This window comes from Streptomyces sp. NPDC002671 (assembly GCF_053592475.1).
In genome coordinates, this window is record NZ_JBSFVU010000001.1 from 44,827 (window position 1) to 65,405 (window position 20,579).

21 protein-coding genes are annotated in these 20,579 nt (G+C 71.9%); 4 read left to right on the forward strand and 17 right to left on the reverse strand.

Annotated elements, in window-relative coordinates:
* Positions 1–20 precede the first annotated feature (20 nt).
* From ACWD35_RS00220 to ACWD35_RS00255, 8 genes are all read right to left on the reverse strand, one after another.
* Entirely contained in the window at positions 21–2,060 is a 2,040-nt protein-coding gene (locus tag ACWD35_RS00220; RefSeq protein ID WP_451348846.1) for an SWIM zinc finger family protein, read from the reverse strand.
* A complete protein-coding gene (locus ACWD35_RS00225) occupies positions 2,057–4,969 on the reverse strand; it encodes an SNF2-related protein (RefSeq protein WP_451348847.1) in 2,913 nt (970 codons plus the stop codon). The genes ACWD35_RS00220 and ACWD35_RS00225 overlap by 4 nt, the downstream gene beginning before the upstream one ends.
* Positions 4,970–5,065: 96 nt before the next feature.
* Positions 5,066–5,647, reverse strand: coding sequence for a sugar kinase (locus ACWD35_RS00230; protein ID WP_451348848.1), 582 nt, complete (start codon positions 5,645–5,647; stop codon positions 5,066–5,068).
* Complete coding sequence (locus tag ACWD35_RS00235) at positions 5,644–6,789, reverse strand: ROK family glucokinase (RefSeq protein WP_451348849.1); 1,146 nt, start codon at positions 6,787–6,789, stop codon at positions 5,644–5,646. Before ACWD35_RS00235 ends, ACWD35_RS00230 begins: the two co-directional genes overlap by 4 nt.
* A gap of 86 nt (positions 6,790–6,875) precedes the next feature.
* Entirely contained in the window at positions 6,876–7,667 is a 792-nt protein-coding gene (locus ACWD35_RS00240) for an ATP-binding cassette domain-containing protein (protein WP_451348850.1), read from the reverse strand.
* Positions 7,664–8,704 (reverse strand): ABC transporter permease, encoded by a 1,041-nt coding sequence (locus ACWD35_RS00245; RefSeq protein WP_451348851.1) that lies wholly within the window; start codon positions 8,702–8,704, stop codon positions 7,664–7,666. The genes ACWD35_RS00240 and ACWD35_RS00245 overlap by 4 nt, the downstream gene beginning before the upstream one ends.
* Positions 8,701–9,714 (reverse strand): sugar ABC transporter substrate-binding protein, encoded by a 1,014-nt coding sequence (locus ACWD35_RS00250; protein WP_451348852.1) that lies wholly within the window; start codon positions 9,712–9,714, stop codon positions 8,701–8,703. Before ACWD35_RS00250 ends, ACWD35_RS00245 begins: the two co-directional genes overlap by 4 nt.
* A 195-nt stretch (positions 9,715–9,909) precedes the next feature.
* Positions 9,910–10,647 (reverse strand): GntR family transcriptional regulator, encoded by a 738-nt coding sequence (locus ACWD35_RS00255; protein WP_451349301.1) that lies wholly within the window; start codon positions 10,645–10,647, stop codon positions 9,910–9,912.
* Positions 10,648–10,777: 130 nt separating this feature from the next.
* On the opposite strand from ACWD35_RS00255, the gene ACWD35_RS00260 reads away from it, so the two are divergent.
* Positions 10,778–11,800: a Gfo/Idh/MocA family protein gene (locus tag ACWD35_RS00260; RefSeq protein ID WP_451348853.1), complete on the forward strand. Its 1,023-nt coding sequence runs from the start codon at positions 10,778–10,780 to the stop codon at positions 11,798–11,800.
* Between the two features lie 10 nt (positions 11,801–11,810).
* Here the strand turns inward: ACWD35_RS00260 and ACWD35_RS00265 are convergent, their stop codons facing one another.
* Together ACWD35_RS00265 and ACWD35_RS00270 are read right to left on the reverse strand one after the other, a co-directional pair.
* Positions 11,811–13,001, reverse strand: coding sequence for a cytochrome P450 family protein (locus ACWD35_RS00265; RefSeq protein WP_451348854.1), 1,191 nt, complete (start codon positions 12,999–13,001; stop codon positions 11,811–11,813).
* A gap of 75 nt (positions 13,002–13,076) precedes the next feature.
* The gene (locus ACWD35_RS00270; RefSeq protein ID WP_451348855.1) at positions 13,077–13,766 is read right to left on the reverse strand and encodes a response regulator; all 690 of its coding nucleotides are present in this window, start codon (positions 13,764–13,766) and stop codon (positions 13,077–13,079) included.
* A 158-nt stretch (positions 13,767–13,924) separates the two neighbouring features.
* Between ACWD35_RS00270 and ACWD35_RS00275 the strand changes: the two genes are divergently transcribed.
* Complete coding sequence (locus tag ACWD35_RS00275) at positions 13,925–15,055, forward strand: ferritin-like domain-containing protein (RefSeq protein WP_451348856.1); 1,131 nt, start codon at positions 13,925–13,927, stop codon at positions 15,053–15,055.
* A 30-nt stretch (positions 15,056–15,085) separates the two neighbouring features.
* Here the strand turns inward: ACWD35_RS00275 and ACWD35_RS00280 are convergent, their stop codons facing one another.
* Positions 15,086–16,294, reverse strand: coding sequence for a sensor histidine kinase (locus ACWD35_RS00280; protein ID WP_451349302.1), 1,209 nt, complete (start codon positions 16,292–16,294; stop codon positions 15,086–15,088).
* A gap of 321 nt (positions 16,295–16,615) precedes the next feature.
* Between ACWD35_RS00280 and ACWD35_RS00285 the strand changes: the two genes are divergently transcribed.
* Positions 16,616–17,008 carry a ribonuclease domain-containing protein gene (locus ACWD35_RS00285; RefSeq protein ID WP_451348857.1) on the forward strand — a complete coding sequence of 131 codons (393 nt, stop codon included), beginning with the start codon at positions 16,616–16,618 and terminating at the stop codon, positions 17,006–17,008.
* A 13-nt stretch (positions 17,009–17,021) separates the two neighbouring features.
* Here the strand turns inward: ACWD35_RS00285 and ACWD35_RS00290 are convergent, their stop codons facing one another.
* Positions 17,022–17,342 carry a hypothetical protein gene (locus tag ACWD35_RS00290; RefSeq protein WP_451348858.1) on the reverse strand — a complete coding sequence of 107 codons (321 nt, stop codon included), beginning with the start codon at positions 17,340–17,342 and terminating at the stop codon, positions 17,022–17,024.
* Here ACWD35_RS00290 and ACWD35_RS00295 point away from each other — a divergent pair.
* On the forward strand, positions 17,320–17,586 hold the full coding sequence (locus ACWD35_RS00295) for a hypothetical protein (RefSeq protein WP_451349303.1): 267 nt from the start codon (positions 17,320–17,322) through the stop codon (positions 17,584–17,586). The two genes, ACWD35_RS00290 and ACWD35_RS00295, sit on opposite strands and share 23 nt — an antisense overlap.
* A 52-nt stretch (positions 17,587–17,638) precedes the next feature.
* On the opposite strand, the gene ACWD35_RS00300 is transcribed toward ACWD35_RS00295, so the two are convergent.
* The 5 genes from ACWD35_RS00300 to ACWD35_RS00320 form a co-directional block, all read right to left on the reverse strand.
* Positions 17,639–18,142, reverse strand: a complete 504-nt coding sequence (locus ACWD35_RS00300; RefSeq protein WP_451348859.1) for a nucleoside deaminase — start codon at positions 18,140–18,142, stop codon at positions 17,639–17,641.
* Positions 18,143–18,198: 56 nt separating this feature from the next.
* Complete coding sequence (locus tag ACWD35_RS00305; protein ID WP_451348860.1) at positions 18,199–18,411, reverse strand: hypothetical protein; 213 nt, start codon at positions 18,409–18,411, stop codon at positions 18,199–18,201.
* Positions 18,412–18,614: 203 nt separating this feature from the next.
* Positions 18,615–18,818 carry a hypothetical protein gene (locus tag ACWD35_RS00310; RefSeq protein ID WP_451348861.1) on the reverse strand — a complete coding sequence of 68 codons (204 nt, stop codon included), beginning with the start codon at positions 18,816–18,818 and terminating at the stop codon, positions 18,615–18,617.
* Positions 18,819–18,876: 58 nt separating this feature from the next.
* Positions 18,877–19,785, reverse strand: coding sequence for a DMT family transporter (locus ACWD35_RS00315; RefSeq protein ID WP_451348862.1), 909 nt, complete (start codon positions 19,783–19,785; stop codon positions 18,877–18,879).
* A gap of 125 nt (positions 19,786–19,910) precedes the next feature.
* Positions 19,911–20,531, reverse strand: coding sequence for a dihydrofolate reductase family protein (locus ACWD35_RS00320; protein WP_451348863.1), 621 nt, complete (start codon positions 20,529–20,531; stop codon positions 19,911–19,913).
* Positions 20,532–20,579 lie beyond the last annotated feature (48 nt).

Consider the following 20,579-nt stretch of genomic DNA (forward strand, 5'->3'; position numbering starts at 1 on the left):
GGTTAAGCCCCTGACGCCGGTCACGCGTCGTCCGGCGTGCCGAGACCCGTCAGCGCGCCCACCGGGTCGAGGTCCGGGGTGCCCCGGGGCCACCAGTCGTCGTGGCCCGGCTCCGACTCGTAGGCGTACCACAGGCCGTCGCGGCCCAGGCGGAGCTGGACGTGGCCGCGCGGGTGGGTCAGGCGGTTGCGCCAGGGGCGGAACGCCGGGAGGTCGGCGGCCAGCAGCAGCGGACGGGCGCGGTCGAACCGGCCGGCCGGCGGGTCCCAGGGCTCCTCCAGGACGTCCAGCCCTTCCAGGCCGCCCTGCCGCCAGGCGGCGACCGCGCGCGCCAGGTCGGCCGGGGTGCGGTCGACGACGGTGGCGAGCGTGGAGTAAAGCGCGCGGGTGGCCGCGGTCAGCCCGGAGCCGGGGCGGGCGGCGGCCAGGCGCACCGCGTCCTGCCACAGGGTCAGGTCGCCGACCGGGTCGCGTCCGGTGGTGAGCAGCGCGTGGGCGCGGGCGGCGGCGTCCGTCGCCAGCTGGTCCAGCGCGAAGGGGTCCGGGCCGCCGGGCGCCGCCGGGTACACCGGGGGCTGCTCGGGGTGCGGCGGGGCCGGCAACGGCGGTGGCAGCGGCGGGCGCCGGCGCGGGCTGAGGGCGTCGGTGGCCCGGACGCCGGGCAGCGACTGCGGTTGCCGCTCCTGCGCGGCCAGCGCCGCCCGGGCGGCGCTGCGGCGGGACAGCGCGTCGAGCAGGCCCTTCTCGCCCCGGCCGCGCAGCAGGAGCAGCACGAAGGGGTCGGCGTCGAGGAGCCGGGCCGTCTGGTAGCACAGGGCGGCGGCGTGCTTGCACGGGTGACCGGAGTCGGGGCAGCTGCAGCGCGGGGTGAGGTCGCCGGGGCCGGGCAGCAGCGGGACCCCGCAGTCGGCGAGGGACTGGGGCAACTCCTTGTCGAGCAGCGCCGCGATGTGCCCCGGCCGGTCGGCCGCGGCGTCCAGGAACCGCTCCCAGTCGGCGTCCTCCAGCGTCCGCACCCGCATCTGCACGCGGTACGGACGCGGCCGGCTTCCCCGCACGTACGCCAGGACCAGCCCCGGCGTCACGGTGATCGCGTCCACGTGCCCCTGGTCCGCGTACCCGCGCCCGCGGGCCAGCCGCTTGCCGTCCAGGGCACCCTGCTCCAACGCCCCCACCCAGGCGTTGCCCCACCAGGTCCCGGCGAACGAGGAGCCGTCGCCGGTCCCCTCCCGGGCCGGGAACGCCGGGAAGGTACGGCGGAGTTCGGTGTCGCGGTGCGGGGTGGCCATGGTGAGCGGGAGGTGGGGGGCTGCGGCGGTGGGCGGGCTGGGGGTCCCCGTGTCCACGAAGTCCAGCGTGTCCGGGGTATCCAGGGCGTCCGTGGTGTCCAGGGCGTCCGTGGTGTCCGGGGTGTCCGTGGTGTCCGGGGTGTCCGGGGTGTCCGGCTCCGCTGTGGTTACGGCCTCCTCCTCGGTGTCCGCCCACGTCGGCATCCGGAAGGCGTTCGCGAGGTAGTACCGCATGTCCTGGGCAGCCTTGGCACGGGCCACACCGGTTTCCTGACCGGATGCCCCGGAGGCGGTTGCGGCACGGGGCGTGGAGGAGCCGGTACGCCTTGATGCGGGCCTGCCGCTCCGGGAGCCGGGCTCCGCCGCCTCCGTGCGCAGCGCCTCGCGGCGGGCCGCTCGCAGTGCCTCGCGGGCGGCGTCTCCTGGGCGTCCGGCCGCCGGAGCGGTCCGGCGGGTGCTGCTGACGGACCGCGTGACCTCCGCAGGGCTTTCTGCCTGCGCGGGGGCGGTCGTGCCGGCGGTCGCCTGTGCGTCCTCCTCGGAGTGGCGCGCGGAGACGGCGGCCCTGAGGGCCGCGCGCGCCACGTCACCGGGCCGCTGCTCGGCGTCCCCGACACGCGTACGGCGTTCCTCTTCCCTGTCCTTCGGGGCCGTGTCCTCCTCGGCAACCGCCTCCTCGGCCACGCCCGTCGGAGCGTCCTCCGTCCGCTCCCGTGCCGCGCGCAGGGCCCGTCGGGCGGCGTCGCCGGGGCGGTGGTCCTCGGTCGTCATGAGGTCCTCCGCAGGGAGACCAGGTCGGCCAGTTCACGGTCCGTCAGCTCGGTGAGGGCCGCCTCGCCGGAGCCCAGGACGGCGTCGGCCAGGGCGCGCTTGGCGGTCAGCATCTCGGCGATGCGGTCCTCGACCGTGCCCTCGGTGACCAGACGGTGGACCTGGACGGGCTGGGTCTGGCCGATGCGGTAGGCGCGGTCGGTGGCCTGCTCCTCGACGGCCGGGTTCCACCAGCGGTCGAAGTGGACGACGTGGCCCGCGCGGGTGAGGTTCAGGCCGGTGCCGGCCGCCTTGAGGGAGAGGACGAGGACCGGCGTCCGCCCCTCCTGGAAGCGGTCGACCATGCGCTCCCGCTCGGCCACCGGGGTGCCGCCGTGCAGGAGGTCCACGGGGACCGCGCGGGCGGACAGATGGGCGGTGATGAGCCGGGCCATGCCGACGTACTGGGTGAAGACGAGCGCCGAGCCGTCCTCGGCGAGCACGGTGTCCAACAGCTCGTCCAGGAGGGCGAGTTTGCCGGAACGGGCGGCCGGCCGGCCGTGGTGTGCCGTCTCTTCCTTCAGGTACAGCGCGGGGTGGTCGCAGATCTGTTTGAGGGCGCCCAGCAGCTTCAGGACCAGGCCGCGCCGGGCGATGCCGTCCGCCGTCTCGATGGCGAGCATCGACTCGCGGACCACCGCCTCGTACAGCGCGGCCTGTTCCCGGGTGAGCGGCACGGGGTGGTCGGTCTCGGTCTTGGGCGGCAGTTCGGGGACGATGCCGGGGTCGGACTTCTTGCGGCGCAGGAGGAAGGGGCGGACGAGGCGGGACAGCCGCTCCACGGCCGCCCCGTTCTCCTCGGCCCCGCCGTTCTCCACGGCGCGGGCGTGCCGGGCGCGGAAGGACTTCAGGGGGCCGAGGAGTCCGGGCGTGGTCCAGTCGAGCAGGGCCCAGAGTTCGGAGAGGTTGTTCTCCACCGGGGTACCGGTCAACGCCACGCGCGCGGGAGCCGGGATCGTGCGCAGCGCCTTGGCCGTGGCGGAGTAGGGGTTCTTCACGTGCTGGGCCTCGTCGGCGACGACCATGCCCCAGGGCTGCTCGGCCAGGCGCGCCGCGGTGGAGCGCATGGTGCCGTACGTGGTGAGGACGAAGCCTCCGTCCAGGCCCTCCAGGGTGCGGTCGGGGCCGTGGAAGCGGCGGACGGGGACACCGGGCGCGAACCGGATGATCTCCCGCTGCCAGTTGCCCAGCAGGGACGCTGGGCAGACGACCAGGGTGGGCTCGGTCCGGGCCCGCTTCAGGTGGAGGGCGATGAGCGTGATCGTCTTGCCGAGGCCCATGTCGTCGGCGAGGCAGCCGCCGAGGCCGAGGGAGGTCATGAGATCGAGCCAGGCCAGGCCCCGCAGCTGGTAGTCGCGCAGGGTGGCGGCGAGGCCCGCGGGCGGCTCGGCGGGGCGCAGGCCCGCCGTGAGGCGGTCGCGCAGGGTGGCCAGCGCGCCCACCGGGACGGCCTGCACACTCTCGCCGTCGACCTCGGCGCTGCCGGTGAGCGCGACGGAGAGCGCGTCGACCGGGTCGAGCAGGCCCAGTTCGCGCCTGCGGGCCTTGCGGACCAGGGCCGGGTCGACGAGCACCCAGCGGTCGCGCAGCCGCACGACGGGCCGGTGGGCCTCGGCGAGGGCGTCCATCTCGGCCTCGCTGAGCGGCTCGCCGCCGAGCGCCAGCTGCCAGCGGAACTGGAGCAGTTCCTCGCTCTCGAAGAATCCGGTGCCGTCGGTCGCCGAGCCGGGCGCGGGCCGCACCACCGCGGCGGCGGTCAGGTCCCGGGCGAGGTCCCGGGGCCAGTGCACGGCGACCCCGGCGGCGGCGAGCCGGCTCGCGGCCGCGCCGAGCAGCTCGCCCAGCTCCTCCTCGGACAGCGGGAGGACGTCGGGCGCGTCCAGTTCGGCGAGCCGGTCCAGGGGCGGCCACACGCGGGCCGCGCGCCGTACGGCGAGGGCGGCGTCCACGCGCGCGCGGGGCCCGAAGGCCGCGTCGGCCTCCCCCGCCCACAGGGCCGCCGCGTCGGCCACCAGGGTCGGGTCGGCGAGGCTGTGCACCTGGACGATCGCCGCCCCGGCGGCGCGGGCGCCCTCGGCGGCACCGGCGTCGAAGACGTCGTAGGCGGACAGGTCGAGGCGGAGCGAGATGCGCACGCCGGCGTCCATACCGGCGGCGACCTCCGCCGCCCACTCGTGGGCGTGCGGCAGGGCCTGGGGTGCGCGGGCGGCGAACGGCCTGCCGGAGGTGTGCGGGGCGGCCGGGGTGCGGGGCAGGGTGTCGGCGACGGCGTCCAGGAAGGAGCGGATCAGGGCCTCCGGCTCGGGCAGCCGGAGTGGGCCGGAGTCCGGGAGGGGGACGGCGTGGCCCTCCGGGGGCAGCGCGGCGGCCACCGCGCGCAGATGGGCGAGGTCGTCGGGTTCGAGGGGGCCGGCCCGCCAGGCGTCGTGTCCGCTCGGGGTCAGACCGGGCAGCAGGCGGCCCCGGGCGACGAGCCGCAGCGCGTGCAGGGCGGCGGCGCCCCAGCAGGCCGTGGCCGGATGGGCGGCCGGGTCGCGGCGGGCCCGGACCAGCAGCGGCAGGGCCTCGGCGAGCGGCAGGGTGAGCGCGGGCACCTGCCTGCGGCGGACGGCGGCGGCGCCGTGGGGTCGTACGACCGTCAGCTCGTCGATGCCGTCCCGGTGGACGGGCAGCTGGGCGCCGTCGGGGTCCCAGAAGGCGATCCGGCCCTCGCGCGGGAGGGGCGCGGGCAGGTAGACGGCGGCGAGGCGCACCGGGACCGCGCCGCCGGTCCCCGGCCCGCTCCCCGTCCCCGTCTCCGTCTGCTCTGCCTCTGTCTGCGCCTGCGGGGTGCCTCCCCCGCGCTCGGCCACCGCAGCCGTGCCGCTCATACGTTCTGCCACCTCCCGCCCATGTGTCGGATCAGACGTCTTCGACTCTACGGGCGGGGTCTGACAATCGGTCCCGGCAGCGGGTGCGGCCGGTCGTTACGGCACCGTGCGGGAGACGACGTACACCATCGGATAGCTCGGGTCGGACAGGTTCACGACGACGTCCTCGGTGGGCGCCGGGTTCTTCTGCGCGTGGGTGAGCCCCCACCAGGGGCCCGTGCCCGTGAAGCGCCAGCCGCTGACCTTCTGGTCGCGGGCGCTGATCGTGATGTCGTCCTTCTTGAGCTCGTCCCGCCGTGCGCCCATCGCCCCCAGGAAGCTGTCCAGGCCGGCGTCGTTGGTGCGGAACTCCAGGTAGAGACGGCTGGTCTTCCAGTTGTTCGTCTCGTAGTAGGCGACGTGGTCGGCGGGGTGCGGGATGGCCACCTGGTAGAGGCGGCGCTGCACCTTCGACGGCCAGCCCGCGGTGAGGCCGGTCGCCGAGTACTTCGCCTCCTTGTCCTTGCCGCTGTTGCGGCTCTGGTTGGCGGAGATCACCAGGTAGCCCGCGGGGATGCCGATGAGCAGCACGATGATGAGCAGGGTCAGGGCCCTGCGCCTGGCCTTGTGGCGCGGGTTCTCGTCCGGCCGGCGCGGCTCGTCCGGGGGCGCCGCCTGGCGGGGCAGCGACGCGGTCATGCGCTGTCCCGGTCGCGACGGGCCTGGGTGTACCGCTCGTAGCGCTCGTACCGCTCCACTCGGCGCCGCTTGGCCCGGCGGAACCGGCGGGCGACCAGCCGGGCCAGGTCCGCGGCGCCCACCATGCCGGCCTCGGGGCCGAGCTGGGCGCGGGTGATGCGGGCCTCGGGGCGGTAGCCGCGGCCGGTGAGGTGACGCTTGAAGGCGTCCCGGGCGGGGCCGATGAGCAGGTCGTCGGCGGCCGAGACCCCGCCGCCGATGACGAAGCAGGACGGGTCGAGAGCGGCGGCCAGGTTGGCGATGCCGACGCCGAGCCACTGGCCGATGTCCTGGAGCAGCTCCACGCACATCGCGTCGCCCTCGCGGGCCAGCTCGGTGATCATCGGGCCGGTGATGTCGTCGACGTTGCCCTTGACGTGCTCGATGATCCCGTACGCCACGGGCGAGTCCGCCGCCGCCAGCTCCTTGGCCTCGCGGACGAGCGCGTTGCCGGAGCTGTACTGCTCCCAGCAGCCGCGGTTGCCGCACGGGCAGCGGTGCCCTCCGGGGACGACCTGCATATGGCCGAACTCACCGGCGACGCCGTACTTGCCGCGCTTGACCTGGCCGTCCTCCAGGATGGCGCCGCCGATGCCGGTGCCGAGCGTGATCATGACGAGGTGGTCCTCGCCGCGGCCGGCGCCGAAGCGCCACTCCGCCCAGGCGGCGGTGTTGGCGTCGTTGTCCACGAGGACCGGCACGGAGAGCCGGCCGCTCAGGCGGTCGCGCAGCGGTTCGTTGCGCCAGGAGAGGTGCGGGGCGAACAGCACGCGGTTGCGGTCGGCGTCGACCCAGCCGGCGGCGCCGATGCCGACCGCGTGCACGTCGTGCCGGTCGGACAGGTCCAGGACCAGTTCGACGATCGTGTCCTCGACGACCTTGGGGCTCTTGGACTTGTCCGGGGTCTCCGCGCGCAGCTTCTCCAGGATGTTGCCGTCGGCGTCCACGACGCCCGCCATGACCTTGGTGCCTCCGATGTCGATGCCAACAGTGGGGACACGGGGGGCAGTCAGATGTGACCGGCGTTCCCTGGTACCCACCGTGCGGAGCACGGGGGCTCGGCGGGAGCCGATGGGGGCGGTCAGGTCGCGGTAGGTGCTCATCGCTTGTCGATTCTGCCTCACCGCCGGTAGCGGTGCCGTACGGGGCACGGGAGGCGACACGGCCCCGCGCCCCTCAGCCTCACTGCTCAACCACGCTGCAGTTCATGGCGTAGAGCGTCCAGGTCGGATCCTCCCGCCATCTGCTGGGTCAGCTCGTCCAGCGTGATCTCGTCCCGTGTGTAATTGCCCACCATGGTGCCGCGGCGGAGCAGGACGAACCTGTCCCCCACCAGGTACGCGTGATGCGGGTTGTGGGTGATCAAGACGACGCCCAGGCCCTCGTCACGTGCTGCCGCCACATATTTGAGGACCACACCGGACTGCTTCACGCCCAGTGCCGCCGTCGGCTCGTCCAGGACCAGGACCTTCGCGCCGAAGTAGACGGCCCTCGCGATCGCCACGCACTGGCGTTCGCCGCCGGAGAGCGTGCCGATGGGCTGGTCGACGTCGCGGAGGTCGATGCCCATGCGGAGCAGTTCCTCGCGGGTCGTGCGGCGCATGAAGTCGGTGTCCAGGCGCTTGAACGGGCCCGCGCCCTTCCGGGGCTCGGAGCCGAGGAAGAAGTTGCGCCAGACCGGCATCAGGGGGACGACGGCCAGATCCTGGTAGACCGTGGCGATGCCCCGGTCCAGGGCCTCGCGCGGCGAGGCGAGGCGGGTCTCCTCGCCCTCGATGCGCAGGGTGCCGCCGTCGTGCCGGTGCAGGCCCGCGATGGTCTTGATCAGCGTCGACTTGCCCGCGCCGTTGTCGCCGAGGACGCAGGTGATCTCCCCGGCGTGGACCTCCAGGGAAACGCCCTCCAGGGCGCGGACGTTGCCGTAGTGCTTGTTGACGTCGGTCAGCTCGACCAGCGGCGTGCGCTCAGTGGTCTCGGTCATGTCGTCGCCTCCGCGCGCTTCTTGACCCAGGTGTTGAGCAGGGTCGCGAGGAGCAGCATCGCTCCCAGGAAGAACTTGAACCAGTCGGGGTTCCACTCGGCGAAGACGATGCCCTTGCTGGTCATGCCGAACAGAAGCGCACCGACCGCCGAGCCGACGGCGCTGCCGTAGCCGCCGGTGATCAGGCAGCCGCCGATGACGGCCGCGATGATGTAGATCAGCTCGTTGCCGACGCCCTCGCCGGACTGGACGGCGTCGAAGGAGAAGAGCAGGTGCTGGCCGGAGATCCAGGCGCCGAACGCGACGCCCATGTAGAGGCCGATCTTGGTCTTCTCGACGGGGACGCCGACCGCGCGGGCCGCGTCCTGGTTGCCGCCGACCGCGAAGATCCAGTTGCCGACGCGCGTGCGCAGCAGGATCCAGGACGCGAGGGCGACCAGGCCCAGCCACCACAGGATGGTGACCTTGAAGTCGACGCCGCCGACCGTGAGGGTCGAGGCGAAGACGGCGCGGGCGCTCGGGAAGCCCTCCATGTCGCCGATGGCCTTGGTGGAGACGGTGCCGTCGATCAGCTTGGTGAAGCCGAGGTTCATGCCGGCCAGCATCAGGTAGGTGCCCAGCGTGACGATGAAGCTGGGCAGCTTGGTGCGGGTGAGCATGAAGCCGTTGAAGGCGCCGATGGCGAGGGTGACCAGGAGCGAGACGCCCGCACCCACCCAGGTGTTCGCGGTCATCTGGTAGCTGAACATCGAGGAGATCAGCGCGGAGGAGGTCACGAGGACGCCCGCGGAGAGGTCGAACTCGCCGCCGATCATCAGCAGGGCCACGGGTACGGCCATGATGCCGATGGTCGAGGAGGCGTACAGGACCGTGCTGAGGCTGGAGGCGTTCAGGAAGCCGTCGGCGGCGACGGCGAAGACGGCGAAGACGGCGAGCGCGCCGACGACCGAGCCCAGCTCGGGGCGGGCGAGCAGCTTCCGCAGCGGTGAGGTCCGCAGAAGCCTTTCGTCAGCGGCCTTTTCCAGGGTCGCGCTCATCGGGTGCCCCGCTCGGTGTACTCCGCGAGCGCGCCCGCCTGGTCCTTGGTGACGATCTGCGGGCCGGTCAGGACCGGCTTGCCGCCGCCGAGGACGTCGCCGTTGTACTTGTACAGCCACAGCAGGTCGACGGCCTGGTAGCCCTGGAGGTACGGCTGCTGGTCCACGGCGAAGCCGAGGGTGCCGTCCTTCAGCTCGGCGGCGACCTTGGCGTTGAGGTCGAAGGTGTCGATCTCGGCCTTGCTGCCCGCGTCGCTCTTCGCCTTCACGGCGGTGTCGGCGTAGGGGGCGCCGAGGGTGACGACGGCGTCGACGGACTTGTCCGCCTGGAGCTTGGCCTCGATCGCGGACTGCACGTCGGGCATGTTGGTGCCGTTGACGTAGAGCTTGTGGACCTTGCCGTGGAAGGTCTTGGCCACACCGTCGCAGCGCTGCTCGTGGCCGACGTTGCCCTGCTCGTGCAGGACGCACAGGGCCGTCTTCCTGCCGCGCTTGTTCAGCTCCTCGCCGACGGCCTCGCCGGCGACGGTCTCGTCCTGGCCGATGTGGGTGAGCGCGCCGAAGGCCTTGGACTCCTCCGAGCCGGAGTTGACCGTGATCACGGGGATGCCGGCCTTCTCGGCGCGGGCCACGGCGGCCTTCATGGCGTCCGGCTTGGCGAGCGTGACGATGATTCCGTCGACCTTCTTGTCGACCGCCGCGTCCACCAGCTGCGCCTGCTGCTGGGCCTCGTCGTCGTGCGAGTACAGGAAGTCGATGTTGTCCTTGACGGCGGCCTGCTTGGCGCCGCTCTGCACGATGTCCCAGAAGGTGTCGCCGTCTCCCGAGTGGGTGATCATCGCGAAGGTCCAGCGGGGGGTGTTCACCGCAGCCCTTCCCTGGGCGGCGGCGGCCTTGCGGGCGTCCTCCGCCCGCTTGCCGCCCGTGCTGCTGCACCCGGCCAATGACAGGGACGTCACGGAGAGTGCCCCCGCCAGCGCTATGCCTACCCAGGTCCGAAACCGTGCCACGAGGCCGTGCCCTTCTTGCTGTGTCCGTACGTACGCAAGGGGCCGGTGATCACCTCATCGGCCCCGAACTCTTCAGTATCAAACACAGGGAACACTCATGACATACCCGGGGGCTGACATGCCGGTCACATTGTCCGGACATTGCGATGAAGCAGAGGCGACAGCTCGGGACCGCCCAGGGCTGCCCAGGACCACTCAGGACCGTACGAGCAGCTGGAAGTCGAAGGAGTAGCGGGTCGGGCGGTAGATGTGGTCGCCGAACTCGACCGCACGGCCGGTGTCGTCGAAGGTGGTGCGCCGCATGGTGAGCAGCGGGGCGCCCTCCGCCTCGCCGAGCCGCTCGGCCTCGGCGGCGGTGGCCCCGCGGGCCCCGATGGACTGGCGTGCGCTGTGCAGGGTGATCCCGGCGGAGCGCATCAGCCGGTACAGGCCGGTGGCCTCCAGCTGGCCGGTGTCCAGGTCGAGCAGGCCGGGCGGCAGGAAGTTGATCAGGTACGCCATCGGTTCGGCGTGCGCGAGGCGCAGCCGCTCGACGCGGTGGACGTCGCCACCCTCGGCGACCCCGAGCGCGGCGGCGACCTCGGCGGAGGCCGGGACGACGGTGTTGACCAGGACCTTGGTCGCGGGGCGCTGCCCGGCCGCCTCCAGGTCGTCGTAGAGGCTGCTCAGCTCCAGCGGGCGCTTGACCTGGCTGTGCACGACCTGGGTTCCGACGCCGCGGCGGCGGACCAGGAGGCCCTTGTCCACGAGCGACTGGATCGCCTGGCGGACCGTGGGGCGGGACAGGCCGAGCCGCGCGGCCAGCTCGATCTCGTTGCCCAGCAGGCTGCCGGGGGTGAGGCTGCCGTGCTCGATGGCGGACTCCAGCTGCTGGGAGAGCTGGAAGTACAGCGGCACCGGCGAGCTGCGGTCCACGCGCAGATCGAGCGCCACGGTCGGGTCAACGTCTGGTTTGGGCACGGGCTTGAGCGTAGCCGTGTGATTGGTTGACGGGAAGTCGTGAAGTCCGATTGTCCGGACATATAAATTGACAGGGGGGCCGGTCCACCCCCACTTTGTTCCCATGCGCATCGGGGTCATCGGTACGGGCCGCATCGGCACCATTCATGCGAACACGCTGAGCCGTCATCGCGAGGTCGGCTCGCTGATCCTGACGGACGCCGATCCGGCGCGGGCCCAGGCGCTCGCGCACCGGCTCGGCGAGACGGCCGCGCCGGGGGTGGACGAGATCTTCACCTGGGGCGTGGACGCGGTGGTGATCACCACGGCGACGCCCGCGCACGCCGAACTCATCGGCCGGGCCGCCCGTTCGGGCCTGCCGGTCTTCTGCGAGAAGCCGATCGCCCTCGATCTGCCGGGCACGCTGCAGGCGCTGGCTGAGGTGGACGCGGCCGGCACGGTCCTCCAGATGGGCTTCCAGCGGCGCTTCGACGCGGGCTACGCCGGCGCCCGGGAGGCGGTGCGCGCGGGCCGGCTCGGGCGGCTGCACACCGTACGGGCCATGACCTGCGACCAGTCCCCGCCCCCGGCCGAGTGGCTGCCGCTGTCGGGCGGACTGTTCCGGGACACGCTCATCCACGACTTCGACATGCTGCGCTGGGTGACGGGCCGTGAGGTGGTGGAGGTGTACGCCACCGGGTCGGACGCCGGGCCCGCGATGTTCCGCGAGGCCGGTGACGTGGACACCGGCGCGGCCCTGCTCACCCTGGACGACGGCACGCTGGCCACGGCGACGGCGACCCGGCTCAACGGCGCCGGGTACGACGTGCGCATGGAGCTGGCCGGGGAGCGGGACACGGTCGTCGTGGGCCTCGACGACCGTACGCCGCTCGCCTCCACCGAGCCCACCGGGCCGCCGCCCGCGGACAAGCCGTGGACGGGCTTCCTGGAGCGGTTCGGACCCGCCTACGAGGCCGAACTGGCCGCCTTCGTGGCGGTGCTGCACGGCGAGCGGCCCAACCCCTGCGACGGCCGCGAGGCCCTGCAGGCGCTGCGGGTCGCCGAGGCCTGCGAGGTGTCCCGGCGCGAGCGCAGAGCGGTGCGGCTGGCGGAGATCCCGGACCAGCCACGACCGCTGTACGCCTGAACCGCGCGGCTCACCAGCGCACCGGAAGGCTGCGCACCCCCCTCATGAGCAGGCCCGGCAGCCACTCGCCCGGGGAGCCGTCGAGGGCGAGGCCGGGGGCGCGCTCCAGGAGGGTGCCGACGGCGATACGGCCCTCCAGGCGGGCCAGGGGTGCGCCGATGCAGAAGTGGATGCCGTGGCCGAACGCGAGGTGGCCGCGGGTGTCGCGGCGGATGTCGAAGCGGTGCGGGTCGGCGTAGCGGTCCGCGTCGCGCTGGGCGGCGGTGAGTCCGACCGCCACGTGGTCGCCCCGCTCGATCACGGTACCGGCGATCTCCAGGGGCTCGGTGGCGTACCGGAACGTGGCGGTCTCCACCGGGCCCTCGTAGCGCAGCATCTCCTCGACGGCGCCGTCCAGGAGTCCCATGTCGGCGCGCAGCGCGGCGAGTTGCGCGGGGTGCGTGAGCAGGGCGAGGACGCCGTTGCCGATGAGGTTGACGGTGGTCTCGTGACCGGCGATGAGCAACAGGTAGGCCATGCCGCGCAGTTCCTCGGCGGAGAGCCGGTCGCCGTCCTCGGCGGTGGTGCGGATCAGATCGCTGAGCAGGTCGTCGCTCGGGCCGGAGCACCGCTTGTCCTCGATCAGCTCGGTGAGGTACTCGGCGAGGCGGACGACCGCGGCGTACTCCGAGTCCGCGCTGCTCGGTGCGACCACCTCGGTGGACACCTTCCGGAACTCCGCGCGGTCCATGTCCGGGACGCCGAGAAGTTCGCAGATGACGGTGATGGGCAGCGGGTAGGCCAGCGACTCGATGAGGTCCGCACGGCCGTGCGGCAGCATCTCGTCCAGCAGGTCGTCGGTGATGCGCTGGATCCGCGGGCGCAGCTGCTCCACCCGGCGCATGGTGAACGCGCGGGTGACGAGGGAGCGCAGGCGAGTGTGCTGCGGCTGGTCGGTGGCCAGCAGGTACTTGCCGATCATCTGCTCGTCCAGGAAGGTCACGCCGATCCTGGCGCCGTCCTTGGCCAGCCGAGGGTCGGCGAGGGCCGCGCGCGCCTCCTCGTACCCCACGACCAGCCAGGTCTCGTAGCCGTCGTCGCTGTCCGGCAGCCGGACCCGGTGCACGGGGCCCTGCTCGCGCAGGCGCGCGTACACCGCATGCGGGTCCTCGCGGAAGGCGTCCCCGAACTCGCCCAGATCGACCACGCGTTGCCTGTCCATCGTTCCCCTTCCGGACTCCCCCCGAGGCGCACACCGGGCATCCCCCGGTACCGGGTCAACGCGCGGGTAACCCGCTTAGTGCCCGTCCTGCCCGTCCTGCCCGTCCTCGTCGAGAAGTCCCGCGTCGTAGGCCAACAGGGCGATCTGCACGCGGTTGTTGAGGCCGAGCTTGGCGAGGACGCGGGAGACGTGGGCCTTGACGGTCGCCACGCTCATGTACAGCTCAGCGGCGATCTGGGCGTTGGCCAGGCCCCGGCCGACGGCGACGGCGACCTCGCGCTCGCGGTCGCCCAGCACCGCGAGCCGGTCCCGCGCGCGTGCCTGCCGGGAGTCGGCGGCGGTGCCGGCCGCGTGCCGCATCAACTGGCGGGTGACGGCCGGGGACAGCACCGGCTCCCCGGCCGCGACCCGGCGCACCGCGTCGACGATCTCGGCGGGCGGGGTGTCCTTGAGCACGAACCCGGCGGCACCCGCGCGCAGGGCGTGCAGCACCTGTTCGTCGGCGTGGAAGGTGGTGAGCACCACGACCTGCGGGGCGTCCTTGCGACCGCGCAGCCGCTGCGTGGCCGTCAGCCCGTCCACCGACGGCATGCGGATGTCCATCAGGATCACGTCCGGGCGGGTGCGGTCGACGGCGGCCTCGACCTCGCTGCCGTCCGCGGCCTCCCCGACGATCTCGATGCCGTCGGCCCCGCCCAGCATGAGGGACAGGCCGGCCCGCACCAGCGGATCGTCGTCGACGAGGAGCAGTCTGATCGCAGTCATGGACCTTACGAAATCACGGTTCAGGAGGGGCTCGCCGAAAAAAGGCGTGCCCGGCCGTACAGGTGGTCCTGCGGACACGGACACATCAAGCGCAACCCGTGAGACATATGCCCCTCAGACTTGCCTGAATCGGTGAGGCACGTCGAAAGGGAATCGTCATGACGGAAACAGTTCTCGAGTACGAGAGCGACGCGATCTGCGAGCTGATGGAGGTGGAGGAAGAAGCGCGCGCCGACGACTGGCTGAAGAATTCCCTCCAGCAGGCGATCATGCTGGAACTCGCAACGCTGCCGCCCTATCTGTGCGGTTACTGGTCGATCATCGAGAAGACCAAGGAGGACGAGAAGATCTCCTTCATGATCAGGGAGATCGTCTTCGACGAGATGTCCCACCTGGGACACGTGTGCAATCTCCTCACCACGATCGGGGGGAGTCCGATCATCGCCGACAAGGGCGTCGTGGCCCCCTATCCGAGCCATCTGCCGGGCGGAGTGCGCCCCAATCTCCCGGACGAAGAAAACCAGGACGAGAACCTGACCGTCTACCTGAGCGGGCTGACCAGGAAATCGGTCGAAATGTTCTCCCGGATCGAGGCGCCCGTGAAGCCGCTTGCCAAGTTCGCGGCCGTGGGCGGGGGGAAGATCTACCCCTCGATCGGTGAGTTCTACGACGCGATCCTCAAGGCGTTCCAGAGGCCGGGCGTCCGCTTCACCGGCCGGAGGCAGGTGGTCTACGGCATGAGTGGTCACGGGAAGGGGAACAGCCTCTTCGCGATCAAGAACCTGGCGGATGCCGAGAAGGCAATCAAGATCATCCAGGAGCAGGGAGAAGGCACCCACTCGATGCCGGAGAACCCGTACGACGGGTACGAGGGCGAGCTTGCCCACTACTACACGTTCCGGCAGCTGTACCGGGGCAAGAAGCTGATCAAGGTGCAGGAGCAGCCCCCCAAGTGGGACTTCCAGGGGGCCGACATCAAGATGCCCGGCACGCGCCCCATGGGTGTGGTCCCGAAGGGCGGTTGGGCGGGAGACGAGAAGACCGCACCCGACGCGGAGGTCCAGAAGCTTCTGACGGAATTCAACGGCACCTTCAGTTCGATGCTCCGGTCGCTGGAGAAGGCTTGGCAGCAGGACGATGCGAAGGAAGCCGAGCGCCACCTGTCGGACGCGGTCGGAGACATGTTCGGCCTGGGCAGCCCCGCCCAGGCGTTGATGGACAAACCCCTGCGCAACGACCCCGCCAAGAGGTACGGACCGGAATTCCTCTACATCCCGAAGAAGCCCTGAGCACAGCTGCGTCCAGCCGGCGCCGGCCCCTCACTCCCCGCTCCACGGCAGCCACCCCCGCACCTCGAACCCTCCGTCCGCCGTCACCCCGTGCTCCAGGTGTCCGCCGGCCAGCGTGGCGCGTTCGGTCAGGCCGATCAGGCCCTGCCCGGAGCCGGGGACCGGAGGGACGTCGGAGGCTGGGGCGGGGTTGCGGACCGTGATCGTCAGGCCGGTTCCGGGGGCGCCGGTGACGCGGACGGTGACCTCGGTGCCCGGCGCGTGCTTGCGGGCGTTGGTCAGGGCCTCCTGGGTGATGCGGTAGGCGGTGCGGCCGATGGAGGCGGGTACGGCGGCAGGGTCGGCGACACGGTGGTCGAGGGTGACCTTCATGCCGGCCTCGCGGCTCTCGGCGACGAGCGTGTCCAGCGCGGCCAGCGTCGGCTGCGGGCGTCCCCCGGCCGCGTCGTCATGCTCGCCCGCCCGCAGTACGCCGATGATCTCGCGCAGGTCCTGCAGGGCTTCGTGGGCGCTCTCCCGGATGACCCCGGCGGCCCGCGCGATCTCCTCGCCGGGGGCGTCCGGCCGGAACTCCAGGGCCCCGGCGTGCACGCTGAGCAGGGTGAGCCGGTGGGCGAGCACGTCGTGCATCTCGCGGGCGATGGCCTCGCGGGCGAGCCGCTGCGCCTGATCGGCCCGCAGCTGCGCCTCCGTCTCGGCGCGCCGCGCCCGGTCGCGCAGGCTCACCGTGAGCTGCCGCTTGGAGCGGACGAACATGCCCCAGCCGAGGACCGAGACGGTCAGCAGCCCGGCGAAGGCGACGGCGCCGACGTACGGCAGCCCGGACTCGGGACGCCACCAGTAGTAGAGCGGGAGCAGCGCGAGGTTGGCTCCGCCGATCCAGCCGACGTACCGGAAGGGCCGGTGCACGGCGAGGGTGAACAGGGCGACGAGGGTGGCCGGGCCCGAGGTGTCGGACAGGAAGCCCACCGGGATCATCACGGCGGCCAGGCCGACCGGCCAGCGGCGGCGCAGCCAGACGGCCTGGACGGACAGGACGCCCAGGATCAGGTCGAGGCCGAGAAAGGACACCGGGATGTCCGGCTTGTTCAGCAGGCTCCGCGCGGCCAGCAGGTACAGCACCCAGACCAGCAGGTAGCAGCACACGTCCACGGCCCAGTCCCGCGCGGTGCGCCGGGGGCGCCGTCCGTCGGGTCCGGCGTCGGGGTCGGGCTCGTGCAGGACGGCGGAGGGGAACATCCAGCGGTGCACCCCGCCCCCGTGCGCGGCGGCCCGCTGGGCTCTGGGGGCTCTGGCTGGTTTCACGGTCGACCTTCTCTCACACCTTCTCTCACAGTCGACAAATCTAGGCAGCCCGGCCGCCCGTGGCCGCCCCGCGCGCGTGATCATCGACCGAAGTCGCGCGGGCAGCTACTTTCGGCGGACCCGCGGCCCTTCTTTCGACGTACCGACAGCTTCTCGGACGCCGGGGTTAACCCCCGGAAAACTCAAGGTACTTGACGGGAAAATCATCAGGTTTGTCATTGACATGCCACTATCTACGCGCGTCATCATGACGGCATGAGAACCCCCCACGCCACGCGTATCGGCGCCGCAGCCGCGCTCCTGTCCGCTCTCCTCGTCGGCGGCACCGTCTCCGCCACCACCGCGGACGCCGCCGCCACCTCGGCCGGCAGCATCTGCTACACCGACCTGCCCTCGCAGGCCTACGACACCCTGGACCTGATCGACCAGGGCGGCCCCTTCCCCTACTCGCAGGACGGCACGGTCTTCTCGAACCGTGAGCGCGTCCTGCCCTCCGAGTCCTACGGCTACTACCACGAGTACACGGTGATCACCCCGGGCTCCCCGACGCGCGGCGCCCGCCGGATCGTCACCGGTCAGGAGTACCAGGAGGACTACTACACGTCCGACCACTACGCCACGTTCGACCTCATCGACTTCACCTGCTGAGGTCCGACCGACGTCAGTGCCGCCATTGCGGTGGCGAGGCAGCGGCCCTGGTAGCGGGCCGCCGCCTCTGCGCTCTGCTCGGACGGGCCGTTGCCCTCGTGGTGGAGCGGGCCGTGTACGCGGACAGCAGCGTGGACTCTCCGCCCGCGTGCGCGTTCAGGGTCGTACCGAACGCCGTCACGACCTTGCCCCGGTAGCCGGGGACCGGGCAGTTCGCGCTGGATCCACCGGGCAGGGCGACTCCGCCATGCAGTTCGGCTTCGCCGCGCACCGTCCAGGGGGTCGGCCTGGCACTGCTGGAGGAGATCGAGCTGGACGGGGGGCGGGTGCTCAACCCGTCGTTCTCCGGCTATCCGCTGCCCACGATGGCGGATGTGCCGGCGGTGCGGGTGGAGATCCGGGAGCGGGCCGACCCGCATGCGCCGTACGGGCTCCGCGGCATCGGAGAGCTGCCGTCGATCTCGGCGACTCCCGCGGTGACCTCGGCGGTCAGGGCAGCCACCGGGATCGACCTCGACCGGGTCCCGATCCGCCCCGCCCACCTGCTGACCGACCTGCGCGGCACATCCCGGAACTGAAGAGCGGGATACACAGGCGGTGCTCGCCCTCACCCGCAGCTTGACAACAAGATCAGTAATCGATGCGGTCGGACTTGGCCAGCCACGCGTCGAACGGCGCCGTACGGTTCGGCAGGTCCAGCCGCTCGACCGACATCGGCCACATCGACTCGGCCTTCTTCTCGAACAGGTCGTAGAATTTGCGGTCGTCGAAGCCTGCCACCGCGGCGTCGTGCCGGTCGGCGGCGTAGACGATGCGGTCGACGCGCGCCCACAGTGCGGAGGAGAGGCACATCGGACACGGCTCGCACGACGTGATCAGGGTGCAGCCCTCGAGCGCGAAGGTGTCCAGCTTCTTGCAGGCGGCGCGCATCGCGCTCACCTCGGCGTGCGCGACCGGGTCCAGGGTCGCGGTGACCTGGTTGTTCCCGAGCGCGACGACCTCGCCGCCCTTGGCGACCAGCGCGCCGAACGGACCGCCGCCGTTCGTCACGCTGTCGGTGGCCAACGTGATCGCCTGTGCCATCCAGGCTCGTTCGAACTCCTGGACGCTCGTTTCCTGGGTGTTCGTGGTCACGGTCACTCGCTTTCGGAGAGGGTGGGGACTTTCTGGATGCTCCGCCGGTGCGCTCATCACGGCTCCAGGTCGCCCTTGATGACGGGCTGGTAGCGCACCACGTTGCCGCCGGGGTGCAGCTTGGGAAGCGTGTCGTCGTGCGCGGCCCGCTCCGGATCGGTGATCGGCTCGAACACCTCGTAGCCGACCACGATCTTGGCCGGCGCGCGGCGGGCCGTGCGCCGCAGCGGACTGTCGCCGATGCCGCCGGTAAGTGGAAGGCAGCCCACGGCACTCATCCCTTGCTCGGTCGCAACCCGCTTTGTTTCGTTGCAACTTGTACGAGGAGTACACAGCCAACCAAGCGAAGTCAGCCAGGCGTGAAAGACATGAAAGCAGCCGCAGACCCAGGCCGGCTTCTTCGTAGCTTCCTACAAGAGCCGGTCAGATCTGCGGCGTTAGAAAGCTCCCAGTACTGCAGCGGCAGTTGGCCTCAGCAGTAGCGGATCTCGTCGTCGTATCCGGCCAGCGGGCTGTCCTCGCACAGGTCCAGCAGCCAGACGGTGTCGCCCCAGCGGTAGTAGAGGCAGAAGCCGACGAGTGCTTCGCCGGGGCGCGAGCACAGCACCACTTCGGCGCGCGAGCCGGCGAGTTCGCCCTGCTTGCGGAAGGACTCGGCCAGCGCCCGGTGCTCCACCTCGTATCCGGCCTTCTCGAACTTCCGTACGGTCGGTGATTCCCGTGTTGGCCGGTCGTCAGCCCGCGGCCCTGCGGCCCCACGCCGTCCCGGCCAGCACCAGCGCGCCGCCCGCGAGGCCGAGGGCGCCGAGCCGCTCGCCGCCGAGCGCGATGCCGGCCGCGGCGGCCCACAGCGGTTCCGTGCCGAGCAGCAGGCTGACCCGGGACGGGGACGTACGGCGCACGGCCCACATCTGCACGAAGAACGCGAACAGCGTGCACAGCACGGACAGGAACAGCAGCCCCGCCCACTCCCGGACACCGAACCCGACCGCGGCCGTCCAGGGCGCCGGGCCGCCGGAGCCCGCGGCGAGGACGGCGAAGACGGCGACGGCGGTGCCGAGTTGGACCGTGGTCAGGGGCAGCGCCTCGGCGCCCTGTACGGCCCTGATCCGGGACATCGCGAGGACGTGCAGGGTGCGGGCGAGGGCGGCGAGCAGCATGAGGAGGTCGCCGGGCGAGGGCCGGGTGAAGCCGCCGCCTTGGGTGAGCAGGACGACGCCGAGCACCGACAGGGCCGCCGCGCCGAGGAAGGAGGGCGCGGGCCGGGTGCGGGTGACGGCGGCCTCGGCGAGCGGGGTGAAAATCATGGTGAGGCTGATGATGAGCCCCGCGTTGGTCGCCGACGTGTGCACGACGCCGTACGTCTCCAGCAGGAAGATCCCGCTCAGGATCAGTCCCAGCAGGGCCGCGCCGCGCCACTGGGCACCGGTCAGCGCCCGCAGCGCGGACCGCCCGGCCGTGGCGAGGACGGGGACGACCAGCGCGAACCGGAGCACCAGGACGGCGAGCACCGTGCGGGCGGTGGTGATGTCCTTCGCGGCGAGATAGCTGGCGCCCCAGAACACGGCGACGAGCAGGACCGGCAGGTCGGTGTGCCAGGCGCGGCGGAGCGCGGGTGCGCCGGGTACGGCGATCGACGACATGGGTACGGCTCTCCCGGTCTCCGGAGGGGGTGCGGAGACGTCGGTGGCTCGCACGCGGGGCGATCACCGTACCGGCGGCGACGATCTTCGGCCAGGGTTTTCCCGCCCGACCGGGTTCTACGGCCTCACTCGGGGAGCTCGTACGACCCGTACTCGGGGCTGCCCGCGAGGTCGTACGTCTGGATGGAGACGCCGGAGCCGGTGACGCGTCCGCCGATGTGCCGGAACCTGGTCGGCACGGCGCCCTCCGCGAACAGGCGGCGACCCGTGCCGAGGACGACCGGGAAGGTCAGCAGGTGCAGGGTGTCGATCAGCTGGAGGTCGAGCAGCGAGCGGACCAGGGCGCCGCTGCCGTGGATCTGGAGTTCGCCGTCCGTCCGCTCCTTGAGGGCCGCGACCTCCTTGGCGAGGTCGCCGCTGATCACGGTGGTACCGGCCCACTCCGGGGCGGTCAGCGTGGAGGAGACGACGTACTTGGGGAGTGCGTTGAGCTTGGCCGCGATCGGGTCGGCCGGGTCGGTCATCTTCGGCCAGTAGGAGGCGAAGATGTCGTAGGTACGGCGGCCGAGCAGGAAGCCGCCCACGCGGCCGAAGACCTCGGTGACGAACCGGCCGAAGTCCTCGTCGCCGTACGGGTAGCTCCAGCCGCCGTGGGTGAAGCCGCCGCTGGGGTCCTCCTGGGGGCCGCCGGGCGCCTGGTAGACGCCGTCGAGGGTGACGAACATGGTGGAGACGAGCTTGCCCATGACGGGTGCCTTCTTCCGGGTGCGGGGTCTGCTGTCATCACCTCAGAC